The sequence below is a fragment of the Streptomyces sp. GL_140 genome, assembly GCF_057834465.1.
On sequence record NZ_CM174404.1, the window covers coordinates 6,613,946 to 6,630,618 of the forward strand.

The 16,673-nt window shown below is 68.5% G+C and carries 10 protein-coding genes; 7 read left to right on the forward strand and 3 right to left on the reverse strand.

What is annotated here, in order from left to right:
* Window positions 1-208: 208 nt before the first annotated feature.
* A complete protein-coding gene (locus tag AC3IYJ_RS31005; RefSeq protein ID WP_489397821.1) occupies window positions 209-2,230 on the reverse strand; it encodes an amidohydrolase in 2,022 nt (673 codons plus the stop codon).
* Between the two features lie 92 nt (window positions 2,231-2,322).
* Between AC3IYJ_RS31005 and AC3IYJ_RS31010 the strand changes: the two genes are divergently transcribed.
* The 5 genes from AC3IYJ_RS31010 (at window position 2,323) to AC3IYJ_RS31030 (ending at window position 9,988) form a co-directional block, all read left to right on the forward strand.
* On the forward strand, window positions 2,323-3,414 hold the full coding sequence (locus AC3IYJ_RS31010) for a LacI family DNA-binding transcriptional regulator (protein ID WP_489397822.1): 1,092 nt from the start codon (window positions 2,323-2,325) through the stop codon (window positions 3,412-3,414).
* 154 nt (window positions 3,415-3,568) lie between these two features.
* The gene (gene acnA, locus AC3IYJ_RS31015) at window positions 3,569-6,283 is read left to right on the forward strand and encodes an aconitate hydratase AcnA (protein WP_489397823.1); all 2,715 of its coding nucleotides are present in this window, start codon (window positions 3,569-3,571) and stop codon (window positions 6,281-6,283) included.
* A 322-nt stretch (window positions 6,284-6,605) separates the two neighbouring features.
* Window positions 6,606-8,057: an N-acetylglucosamine/diacetylchitobiose ABC transporter substrate-binding protein gene (gene ngcE, locus AC3IYJ_RS31020; RefSeq protein WP_489397824.1), complete on the forward strand. Its 1,452-nt coding sequence runs from the start codon at window positions 6,606-6,608 to the stop codon at window positions 8,055-8,057.
* A 44-nt stretch (window positions 8,058-8,101) separates the two neighbouring features.
* Window positions 8,102-9,046, forward strand: coding sequence for a carbohydrate ABC transporter permease (locus AC3IYJ_RS31025; RefSeq protein WP_489397825.1), 945 nt, complete (start codon window positions 8,102-8,104; stop codon window positions 9,044-9,046).
* 12 nt (window positions 9,047-9,058) lie between these two features.
* Complete coding sequence (locus AC3IYJ_RS31030; protein ID WP_489397826.1) at window positions 9,059-9,988, forward strand: carbohydrate ABC transporter permease; 930 nt, start codon at window positions 9,059-9,061, stop codon at window positions 9,986-9,988.
* On the opposite strand, the gene AC3IYJ_RS31035 is transcribed toward AC3IYJ_RS31030, so the two are convergent.
* Together AC3IYJ_RS31035 and mgtA are read right to left on the reverse strand one after the other, a co-directional pair.
* The gene (locus AC3IYJ_RS31035; RefSeq protein ID WP_489397827.1) at window positions 9,981-10,709 is read right to left on the reverse strand and encodes an MgtC/SapB family protein; all 729 of its coding nucleotides are present in this window, start codon (window positions 10,707-10,709) and stop codon (window positions 9,981-9,983) included. The genes AC3IYJ_RS31030 and AC3IYJ_RS31035 overlap by 8 nt on opposite strands.
* A gap of 28 nt (window positions 10,710-10,737) precedes the next feature.
* Window positions 10,738-13,458 carry a magnesium-translocating P-type ATPase gene (gene mgtA / locus AC3IYJ_RS31040; RefSeq protein WP_489397828.1) on the reverse strand — a complete coding sequence of 907 codons (2,721 nt, stop codon included), beginning with the start codon at window positions 13,456-13,458 and terminating at the stop codon, window positions 10,738-10,740.
* Window positions 13,459-14,069: 611 nt separating this feature from the next.
* Here mgtA and AC3IYJ_RS31045 point away from each other — a divergent pair.
* Both AC3IYJ_RS31045 and AC3IYJ_RS31050 read left to right on the forward strand, forming a co-directional pair.
* A complete protein-coding gene (locus tag AC3IYJ_RS31045) occupies window positions 14,070-15,284 on the forward strand; it encodes an ROK family transcriptional regulator (protein WP_384649854.1) in 1,215 nt (404 codons plus the stop codon).
* Between the two features lie 118 nt (window positions 15,285-15,402).
* Window positions 15,403-16,515: a sugar ABC transporter substrate-binding protein gene (locus AC3IYJ_RS31050; RefSeq protein WP_489397829.1), complete on the forward strand. Its 1,113-nt coding sequence runs from the start codon at window positions 15,403-15,405 to the stop codon at window positions 16,513-16,515.
* Window positions 16,516-16,673: the final 158 nt, after the last annotated feature.

Consider the following 16,673-nt stretch of genomic DNA (forward strand, 5'->3'; position numbering starts at 1 on the left):
GTTCCTTCACTTTCTGTCACCGGCAATGTGCTCGAACCCCGCCGCGGTTACTCTCCGCTACCATAATCTCCACCTCAAAGGGTGAGAATATTAAGTGGAATTGACGCCTCAGCGCCTGCGGGGCCCGCCCGCAGGCCCCTCAGCCAGGCCCCTCAGCCAGGCCCCTCAGCCAGACCCCTCAGCCAGACCCCTCAGCCAGACCCCTCAGTCAGTGCCCACAGGCGTGGTGGCGGCCACCGGCGTGCACCGAGGCGTACGCGGTCGGCCGCGGGCCCGAAGCGGCGCCCGCCACCCGTGCCGAAGCCGCCCGCCCCGACGTCGAGTCCGCGTCGTGCACCACCCGGCCGCCGACCAGGGTCAGCCGGACCCCGGTCCCGCTGATGTCGGCCACCGGACAGCGGGTCACGTCCCGGTCCAGCACCACCAGGTCCGCGGCCTTGCCGGCCTCCACCGTGCCCGTCAGTTCCTCCTGGCGCAGTTGCCACGCCGTTCCCGAAGTGTGCATCCGCAACGTGGTGTCCCGGCTCAGCGCCTCCTTCTCCCGGTGCAGCGCGCCCGATCCGAAGGCGCCCTGCCGGTCGATCGCCGTCCGCAGCTGGTTCCACACCTGAAGGGCGTCCACCGGCCAGTCGGAGCCGCCCGTCAGCCGCGCCCCCGCCTTCTCCAGGCTGCGCGCCGGGTACATCCACCGGTGCCGCTCGGGCCCGATGTACGGGAGCAGCGCCTCCATCGTCCAGGTGTCCTCCGTCGCCCACTGGAGCTGCATGCACGCCGCGACACCCAGCTGCGCGAAGCGCCGCAGGTCCGCCGGGTCCACGATCTGCAGGTGTGCCACCGCATTGCGGGCGTCCTTGAGGCCCGTGGCCCGCCGGGCGTACGCGTACCCGTCCAGGGCCGTGCGCGCCGCCCGGTCCCCGAGGCCGTGGGCGTGCATCTGCCAGCCCGCCCGGTTGAAGGCGGCGCTGAGCCGGCCGTAGTCCGCCGCCGAGGTGTAGAGCTCGCCCCGGTTCGCGGTCGGCTTGCCGTTCCCGTCGAGGTACGGCTCCAGCAGCGCGGCCGTCTGCGCCGGGTACTCGATGACTCCGTCGAGGAACACCTTGATCATCCCGAACCGGAGCCCCCGCACCCCCTCGAACTCCCGCCGCAGCCCCCGCGCGTAGGCCAGCGAGGCGGCCGGGTCCTTGGCCTGCTCGGCGTCCAGCCGGATCGCCGGCACGATCCGCTGCGGCAGCCTGCCCGCCCCCGAGAGGGCCTGGTACAGCTCCAGCTCGTGCCGTCCCACCAGGGCGTCCATCATCGTCGTCACCCCGGACGCGGCCGCCAGCTCCAGCACCTTGGCGCAGGCCTCGACCAGTTCGGCCCGGGTGGGCTCCGGGACGTGCCGCTTCACCAGGCCCTGCGCGTCGTCCTTGAGGACGCCCGTGGGCCTGCCGTCGGCGCCCTTGACCACCTTGCCGCCGACCGGGTCGGGGGTGGCCGCCGTGATCCCGGCGATGTCCAGTGCCCGCTGGTTGGCCCACAGGTTGTGCCCGTCGCCGCCGACCAGGGCGATCGGCCGCCGGGTCGGCAGGGCGTCCAGCATCTCGTGGTGCGGATTGGTGCCCGAGGGCAGCAGTCCGACCGGGTTCCAGTCCTCCACCACCAGCCAGCGGTCGGGCTCGGCGGCCGCGCCGCCCGTGTCGGCGAGGAAGCCGGTCAAGATCGCCCGGAGGTCGTCCAGAGTGGTCTCCGCGCCGTTCAGGGAGGGGGAGAGCGAGCGCTCGCCCGCGCCGAGCGGGTGCACGTGGCCGTCGTGGATGCCGCTCATCACGGTGTTCCCGCGGGCGTCGACCACCTCGGTGTCGCGGCCCACGTACCGGCGCAGGGCCGCGTCGGTCCCGGTGGCCAGGATCTTCCCGTCCCGGCCGACCGCGACGGCCCGTACGGGCGCCCGGCCGCCGGTCCCGGTGTACACGGAGGCGTTGTGGACCACCAGCGCGGCCGAACCCCGCCCGCCGGAAGAGCCCGTGGAGCCCGTGGAGCCCGTAGAGCCCGTAGAGCCCGTAGAGCCCGTAGAGCCGGAGGAGGCGGCCGACGCCGGTCCCGCGCCCAGCAGCCCCGCCGCCCCGGCGGCCCCGGCCGCCGCGAGGAGCCCCCGACGGCTCAGCGCGGACGGCGCGGACTGCACGGACGAGGGGGAGGCCGGGGACGACGGGGACTGTGCGGACCGGGGGGACGAAGATGACTGCATGCCCACTCCAAACGTTGGTGTGGCCAGGACGCTGTTTGATTAACGGCTTAACCAGAACCCGTCTCCCGCGACGAAATCCGTACGATGGCCACGTGTCAGCGCCCGTTCCCCTCCCCGCTCCCGGCCCCGCCCCCGGTTCCCTGCCCGCGCCCGCCCCCGTCCCCGGTCCGACCCTCGCCGACATCGCTCGCGCCGCCGAGGTGTCCACCGCGACGGTCTCGCACGCGCTCAACGGCACTGGCCGGCTCGGCGAGTCCACCCGCCGCCGGGTCCGCGAGGTGGCCGGCGCCCTCGGCTACGGCGCCCGGCGCGGCCCGCACAACCGCAGCCTCGGCGTCGCGGTGACCACGTACGCGGGCTTCGCCTGGGACTTCGCGCGGATCGCCTACTTCTCCCGGCTGCTCACCGCCGCCACCTCGGCCGCCCATGCCCACGGCTACGCCCTGACCACGCTGCCCGCCGACCGGGGCGCCGAGCCGCTGTGGCACCAGCTCGCGGTGGACGGGATGCTGCTGCTCGACACCCCGGCCGACGACCCGGTGCTGCGCGCTCTGCGGGCGCGAGGTCTGCCGGTGGTCTTCGACGGGCGCCCGCCCGATCCCCGGCCGGGGGACGTGTGGGTGGACAACGACCACACCGCCACCACCCACGAGGTACTGGACCACCTGGCGCGATCCGGCGCCCGGCGGATCGCCCTGCACTCCGGGTACGGCCGGGAGTTCTACACCGAGGCCGTCACCTCAGCCTATGAACACTGGTGCGCCTCGCACGGGCGGGCTGCGCTCGTGGTGCCCTTCGACCCGAACGACGCGGCCGGGCACGCCTTCGACCCCGCCTTCGCGGGACCGGACCGGCCGGACGCCGTCTACTGCGTATACGACCCGGGGGGCCGCCAGGTGCTGGCCGCCGCCGCCCGCCACGGCATCCCGGTGCCGGGTGGGAGGGGGAGCGCCGGATCCGGGTTGGACGGCCTGCTGCTGGTGTGCGCGAGCGAGGATCCGGCCTACGCCGAGAACGAACCCGCCGTGACCACCGTCACCTTCGATCCGGACCGGATCGCCGCCACGGCCGTGTCAGTGCTGGTCAAGCTCGTCGAATCCGGACATGTGGAATCGGCCGGCCAGCTGACGGTACCGGCGGGGCTGCGGGTGCGTGCCTCGTCCCAGCCCCTGCACATGTACTAGAGTTATCTCGACATCGAGATATCTGCCCCGGACGTACCGCAGCCGTCCCGCTGGTAAGGGTTGCCTAACTTAGCCTCACCTTAGCGGATTGGCCAGAGTGCCGAGCGGCAGGATTGCGGTAATACGCGCGAATTCATGCATGAAGGAGACTGTCGTGTCGGCGAACAGCTTCGACGCCCGCAGCACGCTGCAGGTGGGCGACGAGTCGTACGAGATCTTCAAGCTGGACAAGGTCGAGGGCTCTGCCCGCCTTCCCTACAGCCTGAAGGTCCTGCTGGAGAACCTGCTCCGTACCGAGGACGGCGCGAACATCACCGCCGACCACATCCGGTCGCTCGGAAACTGGGACTCGCAGGCCCAGCCCAGCGAGGAGATCCAGTTCACGCCGGCCCGCGTGATCATGCAGGACTTCACCGGCGTTCCCTGCGTCGTGGACCTCGCCACCATGCGCGAGGCCGTGAAGGCCCTCGGTGGCGACCCGGCGAAGATCAACCCGCTCTCGCCCGCCGAGATGGTCATCGACCACTCGGTCATCGCCGACAAGTTCGGCACGAAGGACGCCTTCGCGCAGAACGTCGAGCTGGAGTACGGCCGCAACAAGGAGCGCTACCAGTTCCTGCGCTGGGGCCAGACCGCGTTCGACGACTTCAAGGTCGTCCCGCCGGGCACCGGCATCGTCCACCAGGTCAACATCGAGCACCTGGCCCGCACGGTCATGGTCCGTAACGGCCAGGCGTACCCCGACACCCTCGTCGGCACCGACTCGCACACCACGATGGTCAACGGCCTGGGCGTACTGGGCTGGGGCGTCGGCGGCATCGAGGCCGAGGCCGCGATGCTGGGCCAGCCGGTCTCCATGCTGATCCCGCGCGTCGTGGGCTTCAAGCTGACGGGCGAGCTGCCCACCGGCACCACCGCCACCGACCTCGTTCTGACCATCACCGAGATGCTCCGCAAGCACGGCGTCGTCGGCAAGTTCGTGGAGTTCTACGGTGAGGGCGTCGCCGCCACCTCGCTCGCGAACCGCGCCACCATCGGCAACATGTCGCCGGAGTTCGGCTCCACCGCCGCGATCTTCCCGATCGACGACGAGACGCTGAAGTACCTGCGCCTGACGGGCCGCGACGCCCAGCAGGTCGCCCTGGTCGAGGCGTACGCGAAGGCCCAGGGCCTGTGGCTGGACCCTGCTGCCGAGCCGGACTTCTCCGAGAAGCTCGAGCTCGACCTCTCCACGGTCGTCCCCTCCATCGCCGGCCCGAAGCGCCCGCAGGACCGCATCGTCCTCGCCAACGCCTCGCAGCAGTTCGCCCTCGACGTGCGCAACTACGTCGAGGACGACGACGAGGCGGGCAAGGAGTCCTTCCCGGCCTCCGACGCCCCGGCCGCCACCAACGGCGTGCCGAGCCGCCCGACCCAGGTCACCCTGGCCGACGGCACCTCCTTCGAGATCGACCACGGCGCCGTCACCGTCGCCGCGATCACCTCCTGCACCAACACCTCGAACCCCTACGTCATGGTCGCCGCGGCGCTCGTGGCCAAGAAGGCGGTCGAGAAGGGTCTGTCCCGCAAGCCGTGGGTCAAGACCACCCTGGCCCCGGGCTCGAAGGTCGTCACCGACTACTTCGACAAGGCCGGCCTGACCCCGTACCTCGACAAGATGGGCTTCAACCTCGTCGGGTACGGCTGCACCACCTGCATCGGCAACTCCGGTCCGCTGGACGAGGAGATCTCGAAGGCGATCAACGAGCACGACCTCGCGGTCACCTCGGTCCTCTCGGGCAACCGCAACTTCGAGGGCCGCATCAACCCCGACGTCAAGATGAACTACCTGGCCTCCCCGCCGCTGGTCGTCGCGTACGCCATCGCGGGCTCCATGAAGGTGGACGTCACCAAGGACGCCATCGGCACCGACACCGAGGGCAAGCCGGTCTTCCTGAAGGACATCTGGCCCTCCGAGGCCGAGGTCAACGACGTCGTGGCGAACGCCATCGGTGAGGACATGTTCTCCAAGTCCTACCAGGACGTCTTCGCGGGCGACGCCCAGTGGCAGGCGCTGTCGATCCCGACCGGCAACACCTTCGAGTGGGACCCGCAGTCCACCTACGTGCGCAAGCCCCCCTACTTCGAGGGCATGACGATGGAGACCACCCCGGTCTCCGACATCACCGGCGCCCGCGTGCTGGCGAAGCTGGGCGACTCGGTCACCACCGACCACATCTCCCCGGCCGGTGCGATCAAGGCCGACACCCCGGCCGGCAAGTACCTCACGGAGCACGGCGTCGAGCGCCGCGACTTCAACTCGTACGGTTCCCGCCGCGGCAACCACGAGGTCATGATCCGCGGTACCTTCGCCAACATTCGCCTCCGCAACCAGATCGCGGCGGGCACCGAGGGCGGCTTCACCCGCGACTTCACCGTCGAGGGCGCCCCCGTCGCCTTCATCTACGACGCCTCGCAGAACTACCAGGCCGCCGGCATCCCGCTGGTCATCCTGGCGGGCAAGGAGTACGGCTCGGGCTCGTCCCGCGACTGGGCTGCCAAGGGCACCGCGCTGCTCGGCGTCAAGGCCGTCATCGCGGAGTCCTACGAGCGCATCCACCGCTCCAACCTGATCGGCATGGGCGTCCTGCCCCTGCAGTTCCCCGAGGGCGTCACGGCGGCCTCCCTGGGCCTCACGGGCGAGGAGACCTTCTCCTTCACCGGTGTGGAGGAGCTGAACAACGGCACCACCCCGCGCACGGTCAAGGTCACCACCGAGTCCGGCGTGGAGTTCGACGCGGTCGTCCGCATCGACACCCCGGGTGAGGCGGACTACTACCGCAACGGCGGCATCATGCAGTACGTGCTCCGCAACCTCATCCGTGGATAAGCACATCCGCGGCTGAGCGCATACCGGCACCAAAGGGCCGTACCCCCGTTAAGGGGGTACGGCCCTTCCGCTTTTGTGGGCGGCTCCGACGGTCCAGGTCAGGTGACGGTGAGGTCTCAACTCGGAAAAGCCGGGACGCATACCGGTACATGATCTTGCTCACAGGAGCGGAAGTGGACTATACCTGTGCCCGTCCGGGTCACCGCGAAACGAGCGGCTCCGGACGGGGGGATGGCGGGGACCTGCGGTTATGTCCGCATGCGCGGCAACAGCCGTACTTTCCTTCCTCCTTCACACTCCTGACGAAGGCGAGGACTTGAGCATGGGATCCACCTCCGCCCACGGCGAGAACAGCAACGGTGAGGGCCTCGGCCGCCGGGACCTGATCAAGCGTTCCGCGGCACTCGGACTGATCGCCGTACCGACGATGAGCTTCCTGTCCGCTTGCGCTTCGGGCTCCGACGAGACGACCAAGGGCAACGAGTCCAAGACGGCCGTCACCAAGGAAAACCCGTTCGGCGTCGCAAAGGGCAGCAAGCTCGACGTGGTGGTCTTCAAGGGCGGCTACGGCGACGACTACGCCAAGGCCTGGGAGGCGGCGTTCGACAAGAAGTGGGGCACCACCACCTCCCACCTCTCCACCCAGGAGATCACCTCCAAGCTGCAGCCGCGCTTCAACGGCGGCAACCCGCCGGACGTCGTCGACGACTCAGGCGCCCAGCAGATCAAGCTGGACGTGCTCGTCAAGGGCGGCCAGGTCGCCGACCTCACCGCGGTGCTCGACGCCCCCTCCCTCGACGACCCGACCAAGAAGGTCCGGGACACGCTGATGCCCGGGGCCGTCGAAGGCGGCATGGTCGGCGGCAAGTTCGTCGCCCTGCAGTACGTCTACACCGTCTGGGGCCTGTGGTACTCCGGCAAGCTCTTCAAGGAGAAGGGCTGGACCCCGCCGAAGACCTGGCCCGAGTTCATCGAGATCTGTAAGAAGGCCAAGGAAGCCGGCATCGGCGGCCTCGCCCACCAGGGCAAGTACCCGTACTACATCAACGTCGCCATCATGGACCTGATCGCCAAGAAGGGCGGCCTGGATGCCATGAAGGCGATCGACAACCTGGAGCCGAACGCCTTCGCGGACAACCCGGTGGCGCTCGAGGCCGTCGAGGCGATCTACGACGTCGTCGAGAAGGACCTGCTCATGCCGGGCACCAACGGCCTGACGCACACCGAGTCCCAGACCCAGTGGAACCAGTACAAGGCCGCCTTCATCACCTCGGGCTCCTGGCTGGAGAACGAGCAGCTCAAGCAGACCCCGGAAGACTTCGACATGCAGTTCCTGCCGATGCCGGTGCTGCCCGGGAGCAAGCTGCCCTTCGAGGCCATCCGCGCCGGTGCGGGCGAGCCCTTCATCGTCCCGGAGAAGGCCGCCAACAAGGCCGGTGGCCTGGAGTTCCTCCGCTCGATGCTGTCGCGCGAGTGGTCGACCCTCTTCGCCCAGCAGGCCAACTCCCTCACCATCCTCAAGGACGGCGTGGACCCGGCGGTCAAGCTGCGTCCGGGTACCCAGTCGGCCGTGGCGGCCCTCAAGGCGGCGGGGGACAACACCTTCAACTACCGCTACGCGGACTGGTACAGCGAGATGGGCACGGAGATCGAGAACGCGTCCAATGAGCTGATGGCCAAGCGCATCCAGCCCAAGGAATGGATCAAGCGGGCCCAGGCTGCGGTAGACAAGGCCACGAAGGACCCGAACGCCAAGAACAACAAGCGCAGCTGACACCCGCGTCCACCGGTCACCCGGAACCACCAGGGACGGACACCATGAGCCACGTAGCAAACAGCAAGGGGCGGGGCGGCTTCATCGCCGGCTTCCTCGTCCTGCCCCTCGCGTTGTACCTGACCTTTGTCATCTGGCCGTACATTCAGACGTTCGGCTATTCCTTCACCAACTGGACGGGTCAGTCACCGACTTTCGACTTCGTCGGGCTGGACAACTACTCGGCCCTGCTGAAGGACGAGGTCTTCCGCGGCGCACTGCTGCACAATCTGCTGCTCCTGGTGTTCGTCCCGACGGTCACCATCCTGATCTCCCTGTTCTTCGCCTTCATGCTGAACGCCGGCGGGCGCAGCGGAGCGGGCGGGGTCCAGGGGGTGGCGGGTTCAGCCCTCTACAAGGTGATCTACTTCTTCCCGCAGGTCCTCTCCCTCGCGATCCTCGCGGTGCTCTTCGGAGCCGTGTACCGCAGTGACGAGGGAGGGCTGCTGAATGGATTCCTCACCAAACTGGGCCTGGTCGACCCGAAGCACCCCATCGAGTGGCTCAACCAGCCCAATTTCGTCCTCTGGTGCCTGCTGCTCGTAGTCGTCTGGCACGGGGTCGGTTTCTACCTCGTCCTCTTCTCGGCCGCCATGCAGTCGGTGCCCAAGGACATCTACGAGGCCGCGCTGCTCGACGGCGCGGGGCGCGCCCAGACCTTCTTCAAGGTCACGCTGCCCCTGCTGTGGGATTCTGTGCAGACTTCCGCGGTCTATCTGGGCATCGCCGCGATGGACATGTTCGTCCTCGTGTCGACCATGACCTCGGGCCAGTTCGGCGGCGGACCGGACCACCACAGCGAGGTCATGGCGACGGTGCTGATGCGTAACTTCCTCTACTTCGGCAAGGCCGGTTACGCCTGCGCCATGGGGGTCGTGATGCTCGTCCTCACCCTGATCCTCTCCGCCATCACGCTGCGGGCCACTCGCCGCGAGCACGTCGAGTTCTAGCGGGAGACCACGATGACCACTGTGATCAAAGCACCGGGCGAGGCGGCAGCCGAGAAGCGCTCCGCCGCCTCCGGGCAGCCCCGCGGCCGCAAGAAGAGCGGTTCCGACGGGATGGTCCTCAACGTCTTCTCGCACGGCTTCCTCGCCGTGTGGGGGATATTGATCGTCCTCCCGCTCATCTGGCTGGTGCTCGGTTCGTTCAAGACCGACGTGCAGATCGGCGAATCGGCCCTGAGCTGGCCGGCCAACTGGCACTTCGACGCCTTCCCCCGCGCCTGGAACAAGGGCATCGGGAGCTACTTCGCCAACACGGTGATCGTGATGGTGTTCTCGGTTCCGCTGACGATGCTGCTCGGCTCGATGGCTGCGTACGTCCTGGCCCGGTACCCCTTCCGGGGCAACCGGCCGATCTACTACTTCTTCGTCAGCGGGGCCATGTTCCCGGTCTTCCTGGCGCTCGTCCCGCTGTTCTTCATGGTGAAGCGGCTGGACATGCTCAACACGTACCAAGGTCTGATCCTGGTCTACGTGGCGTACTCGATGCCGTTCACCGTCTTCTTCATGCACTCCTTCTTCAGGACGCTGCCGACGGCCGTGCACGAGGCGGCGGTGATCGACGGGGCTTCGCACACCCGGATCTTCTTCCAGGTGATGCTGCCCATGGCCAAGCCCGGCCTGATCAGCGTCGGGATATTCAATGTCCTGGGGCAGTGGAACCAGTACATCCTGCCGTCCGTACTGATGCAGCCGCAGACGGGATCCGACCCCGAGCGCTACATGCTCACCCAGGGCCTGATCCAGCTGCAGTACCAGATGGGCTACGAGACGGACCTGCCGGTGCTGTTCGCCGGTGTGACCATCGCGATGATCCCGATGCTGGTGGTCTACCTGTCCTTCCAGCGGCAGATCCAGGCGGGTCTGACCTCGGCCACGCTCAAGTAGCCGAGACCGACGGGTCGGGCACGACCGACCAGCTGACCGCCGAGACGGAGGGGTCCAGGGAGAGGTTGCTGACCGCTTCCTCCAGCATCCGGCCCCCCTCGCCCTCGGCGGTCAGCAGCGCGGACACCGTCACCAGGCCGGCCTTCGGGCCGTCCTGGCTGCTGATCGAGCGCAGCTGGTAGCCCGGCCGGCCCAGCGCGTCGACCAGCCGGTGGCGGATGTGGGCCTCCTCCGCCTCCAGGCACACGGCCTCGAAGTGGAAGTCGGTGGCCACCTCGGCCCCGCCCCGCGGTTCGCGGTCCATGCGCCGGCCCAGCGGGCGCAGCAGGAGGTTGGCCCCCACCACGCCCGCCGTGCCGCAGGCCGCCAGGACGAACATCCCGGTCCCGGCGAGACAGCCCACAGCCGCCGAACACCACAGGGTGGCGGCCGTGTTCAGGCCCCGGACGCTGAGCCCGTCGCGCATGATCACGCCGGCGCCGAGGAAGCCGATCCCCGAGACGATCTGGGCGGCGACCCGCGAGCCGTCGTACTGGACCACCGAGACCTCGCCGATGAACCCGTACTGCGAGAGCAGTACGAAGAGCGCAGCCCCGCCCGCCACCAGGGCGTTGGTCCGCAGACCCGCCATCCGGGCCCGCCACTGCCGTTCGAGGCCGATGGCCGCCCCGAATCCGAGCGCGGCCGCCAGGTGCGCGGCCATGTCCCATTCGGTCATCATCGGCCTCTCCTTCCTTCTGTTCGGCTGCTTACAGCCAGGTGTTGAACTTGCGGATGTACACGGTCTTCAGCAGCTGCGTGAGCGTGCAGTACGCGAGCAGCACGCCGATCAGCCACGGGAAGTAGCTCGCCGGCAGGGCGACGAAGCCCAGCGAGGCGGCCAGCGGCGAGAAGGGCAGGTAGAGCCCGGTCAGCACCGCGAGGACGGTCATCACCATCACCGGCCAGGAGGCGCGGGACTGGATGAAGGGGATCTTGCGGGTACGGATCATGTGGACGATCAGGGTCTGCGAGAGCAGGCCCTCGATGAACCAGCCGGACTGGAAGAGCGCCTGGTTCGCCTCGCTGTTGGCCGCGAAGACGTTCCACATGATGACGAACATCGCGATGTCGAAGATCGAGCTGATCGGGCCGATGCACAGCATGAAGCGGCCGATGCCCTTGGCGTCCCAGTTGCGGGGCTTGCGCAGGTACTCCTCGTCCATCCGGTCCCAGGGCGTGGCCAGCTGGGCGATGTCGTAGACCAGGTTCTGGACCAGCAGCATGATCGCCAGCATCGGCTGGAACGGGATGAAGGCGCTCGCCACCAGTACGGAGAAGACGTTGCCGAAGTTCGAACTGGCCGTCATCTTGATGTACTTGATCGTGTTGCCGAAGGTGGTCCGGCCCTGGATCACGCCCTGCTCCAGGACGGTCAGGTCCTTCTTCAGCAGGATGATGTCGGCGGACTCCTTGGCGATGTCGACGGCGGTGTCGACCGAGATGCCGACGTCCGCGTCGCGCAGCGCCGCCGCGTCGTTGATGCCGTCCCCGAGGAAGCCGACCGTGTGCCCGTCGGCCTGCAGGGCCCGCACGATCCGGGCCTTCTGGACCGGGTTGACCTTGGCGAAGACCGTCGTACGGGCGGCCAGTGCGCGCAGCTCCGCGTCGTCGAGGGTGTCGATCTCGGTGCCGTTGACCACGTGGCCGACGGTGAGGCCCACGTCGGCGCAGACCCGGGCGGCGACGAGCTCGTTGTCGCCGGTGACCACCTTGACCGCGATGCCCTTGTCGGCCAGGCCCTGCAGGGCCTGGGCCGCGTCGGCCTTCGGCGGGTCGAGGAAGGCGAGGAAGCCGATCAGGGTCAGCTGGTCCTCGTCGGCGACCGAGTAGGTGTCGCGCGGGGTGCTCATCGTGCGGGTGGCGACGGCCAGGACGCGCAGGCCCTTGCGGTTGTTGTCCTCGGCGATGCGGGTGACGTGCCACCGCAGCTGTTCGGTCAGTTCGACCTTCCGGCCGCGGTCCGTCATGTGGGTGCACAGGGCGAGGACTTCCTCGACGGCGCCCTTGGTGATCATGACGTGCTCGGGGCGGCCGGTCCGGCCCACCATGCTGTTGCGGTTGAGGACCACGGACATCCGGCGCCGGGCGAAGTCGAAGGGGATCTCGTCGACCATCGAGAACCGTGCATCGACGACAACCTCCTCGGCCTCGTCGACGCGGTCGATGACCGCCTGGTCCATCAGGTTCTTCAGGCCGGTCTGGAAGTGCGAGTTGAGGTAGGCGTACTCCAGGACCTCGCCGTCCTCGTCGCCGTGCACGTCCAGGTAGCGGTCCAGGACGATCCGGTCCTCGGTGAGGGTGCCGGTCTTGTCCGTGCACAGCACGTCCATGGCGCCCAGGTTCTGGATCGCGTTGAGCCGCTTGACGACCACCTTGCGCTTGGACATCGCGACGGCGCCACGGGCCAGGTTGGCCGAGACCACCATCGGCAGCATCTCGGGCGTCAGGCCGACCGCGACGGCGATCCCGAGGAGGAAGGCGGCCTCCCAGTCGCCCTTGGTGAAGCCGTTGATCATGAAGACGACGGGGACCATCACCAGCATGAAGCGGATCAGCAGGTAGCTGACCCTGCGCACGCCGGTGTCGAAGTTGGTTTCCGGGCGTTCGCCGACCAGGGAGCCGGCCATCGAGCCGAAGTAGGTGTCGGCGCCGGTGGCGACGACGACTCCGGTGGCGGTGCCGGAGGTCACCGAAGTGCCCATCAGGCAGATGTTGTCGGCCTCGACGGGGTCGGTGGTCCCGGACCGGCCGAGGTCCTCCGCCCGGGTGTCGGCCTTGGCCACCGGCAGGGACTCGCCGGACAGCGAGGCCTGGCTGACCATGAGGTCCTTGGACGTGATGAGCCGCAGGTCGGCGGGGATCAGGTCGCCGGCGGCCAGCTTGACCATGTCACCGGGGACCACCTGGTCCATCGGGATCTCGAAGGTGGTGGGGCCCGATCCGCTGCCGGCCCGGCGCTGCACCGCGCAGGTGGTGGTGACGAGCTGCTTGAGCGCGTCGGCGGCGCGGCCGGAGCGGTATTCCTGCCAGAAGCGGAGCAGTCCGCTGACTCCGACCATCACCGAGAGGATGATCACGCCGGGGTCGGCGGGGTCCTGCCAGTACATGACGGCGGCCAGGAAGACGAGGACCCCGATGAAGGGATTCCAGTAGGCCTTCGCGAGCTGGACGAACCACAGGGGCGTCCGCTCCTGGGCGACGACGTTGGCGCCGTGGCGCTCCAGGCGCAGCGCGGCCTCGGAGTGGGTGAGGCCGGCCGGGGAAGCGTCCACTTCCTGCAGGACCTGGACGCCGGGCCGGGCGCCGGCCTCGACGAGCCGTTCGCCGACGGTACGGGTGCGGGCCTCCAGCTCGGCGGCCTTGCGCTCGCGGCGGGCCCGGCCCGGGGGTGCGAGCTTCGTGGGGGTACGGGGGGTGAGCATGGTCATGACGAATCCTCCCTCCACGGCGTCCGGGCAGCGCGAAGCCGTCCGGTCACGTGGAGTGATCATGGGTCGGCGCGAGTGGGCACTCAAGGCCGCGGGGCACGCCGGTGGGCATGGATGACGCAGGCCGCGGCCAGGGGGCCGGGCATGCGGAAGGGGCTGCGGATCACGAAGATGAATGCAGGGACACACGGGGGCGGCGAAGGGCCGCGGCCGTGCACGCTCGAAGAGAGATCGGCAGGTCAGGAGGGCAGAGCGGGTCTGGACGCCTCAGGATCAGCCGAAGAGAGCGCTGCAAGGACTTCGATCGGGACTCATCCCGAACACCTCCTTGCGTAGCGCTGTCATGACAGAGGGCGCCCGATCCGGCCGGGAAGGCCGTAGAAGATCGGCGCCACAGCGACCGTAACACGATGCCCATGGATATTTCTCTCGTACTTATGGGCGGTAGTGGCCGATTCGTGCCGCGTCGGCCTCTTGACGTCGCGGGGACCAAAGGCTCGACTTAAGGTTCACAAGTTGGAGAGACGCCGGGGTCTCGGGGCACACAGCCGTCAGGGCACCGGCCGGGGGGCGACGGCTTGCCGTTGCTTATGGGCAGGAGTGGATGAGTCGTGCAGACTCCCGGATCGCAGTCTTCACTGCATCGCGCGAATCTGGAGCGCGTCGTACGGGCGGTGCGGCTCGCGGGTTCGCTGACCCAGGCGGAGATCGCCCGGACCACCGGACTGTCGGCGGCCACGGTCTCCAACATCGTGCGCGAGCTCAAGGAGGCCGGGACCGTAGAGGTCACGGACACCTCGGCGGGCGGCCGGCGGGCGCGCAGCGTCTCGCTCAGCGGTGACGCCGGCATCGTGATCGGGGTCGACTTCGGGCACACCCATCTGAGGGTGGCCGTGGGGAACCTTGCCCACCAGGTGCTGGCCGAGGAGGCCGAGCCGCTGGACGTGGACGCCTCCTGGGTGGACGGCTTCGACCGGGCCGAGGCCCTGGTCGGACGGCTCATTGCGGGGATCGGGGTCGGCCGCGACAAGGTCATCGGCGTCGGACTCGGCGTCCCGGGCCCCATCGACGTGGAATCCGGAACCCTCGGATCCACCGCGATCCTGCCGGGCTGGGCCGGGATCAACCCGCGCCAGGAGCTCTCGCAGCGCCTCGGCGTGCCGGTGTACGTGGACAACGACGCGAACCTCGGAGCGCTGGGTGAACTCGTTTGGGGGAGCGGCCGGGGAGTGAAGGACCTGGCGTACATCAAGGTCGCCAGCGGCGTCGGCGCGGGGTTGGTGATCAACGGTCAGATCTACCGCGGTCCGGGTGGAACGGCCGGCGAGATCGGGCACATCACGCTGGACGAATCGGGCCCGGTCTGCCGCTGCGGCAACCGTGGATGCCTGGAGACCTTCGCCGCCGCCCGGTACGTGCTGCCGCTCCTGCAGAGCAGCCACGGACCGGAGTTGACGATGGAGCGGGTGGTCGAGCTGGCCAGGGGAGGGGACCCGGGCTGCCGTCGGGTCATCACCGACGTCGGCCGCCACATCGGCAGCGGCGTGGCCAGTCTGTGCAACCTCCTGAACCCGAGCCGGGTGGTCCTGGGAGGCTCGCTCGCGGACGCCGGGGAGCTGGTACTGGCCCCCATCCGCGAATCGGTCGGAAGGTACGCGATTCCCAGCGCGGCCCGGCAATTGTCAGTGCTCACAGGGTCGCTGGGCGGTCGCGCCGAGGTGCTGGGAGCCCTGGCCCTGGTGCTCAGCGAAATGGGCGATTCGACGCTTTTGGCGGAAAATGGCAGTGGAGTGCGAGCACCAGCCGTCTTGTCTTCAGTTAGATAACGGATGGCACCGTTGTCATCTCGTTAAGGATTCACTCCTTGACGGCAAACTTGCGGCCGGGGTTGACTCACATCCACCTCGGCCGCAGTGTTGCGGCCTCGTCAGGGAGGTTCAAGTAATGAACACGCGTATGCGCAGAGCCGCCGTAGCCGTCGCCGCCAGCGCCATGGCCGTCTCGCTCGCCGCTTGTGGCAGTGCGAAGGAGTCCGGCGACAAGAAGGACTCCACCGCCACCGTCAAGGGCAACGCGATCAAGGTCGGTCTGCTCCTGCCGGAGAACCAGACCGCGCGTTACGAGAAGTTCGACAAGCCGCTCATCGAGAAGGCCGTCACCGATCTCACCGCGGGCAAGGGCCAGGTCGTCTACGCCAACGCCAAGCAGGACGCGACCACCCAGAACTCGCAGATCGACACGATGATCACCAACAAGGTGAACGTGCTGATCATCGACGCGGTGGACTCCAAGGCCATCGCCGGCTCGGTCAAGAAGGCCAAGGACGCGGGCATCCCCGTCGTCGCCTACGACCGACTGGCCGAGGGCCCGATCGACGCCTACACCTCCTTCGACAACGAAGAGGTCGGCAAGGTCCAGGGCAAGGCGCTCCTGGAGGCCCTTGGCGACAAGGCCAAGGACGGCCAGATCGTCATGATGAACGGCTCCGTCACCGACCCGAACGCCGCCCTGTTCAAGAAGGGCGCGCACTCCGTCCTCGACGGCAAGGTGAACATCGGCAAGGAGTACGACACCGTCGAGTGGAAGCCGGAGAACGCCAACACCAACATGGCGGCCGCGCTCACCGCGCTCGGCAAGGACAAGGTCGTCGGCGTCTACTCCGCCAACGACGGCATGGCCGGCGGCATCATCACCGCCCTCAAGGCGGCCAGTGTCTCCCCCCTGCCCCCGGTGACCGGTCAGGACGCCGAACTCGCCGGTGTGCAGCGGATCGTGGCGGGCGAGCAGTTCATGAGCGTCTACAAGCCGTACGCCCCCGAGGCCGAGGCCGCCGCGAAGATGGCCGTCGCCCTCGCCAAGGGTGACTCGATCGCGACCACGGCCACCGCCAAGGTCGACAGCCCCACCACCAAGGGCGTTCCGTCCCTGCTGATCCCGGTCGTCTCGCTGACCAAGGCGAACGTGAAGGACACCGTCATCCGGGACAACGTCTACACGGCCGACGAGATCTGCACCGACAAGTACGCGGCCGCCTGCGCCACCCTCGGCCTGAAGTAAGGCCCCGCCGCTCGGCGCAGTCCGAGCCGGCCCCCATTCCTGTCCGGCGTTCCCGCCTCCATCCCGCCACTGGCGGGGCGCCGGACAGAATCGTTTCTCCTCCCCCACGGTTTTTTCCCGAATACCCCTGTGGTCTTGCTCTTTTGCACGACATCCCC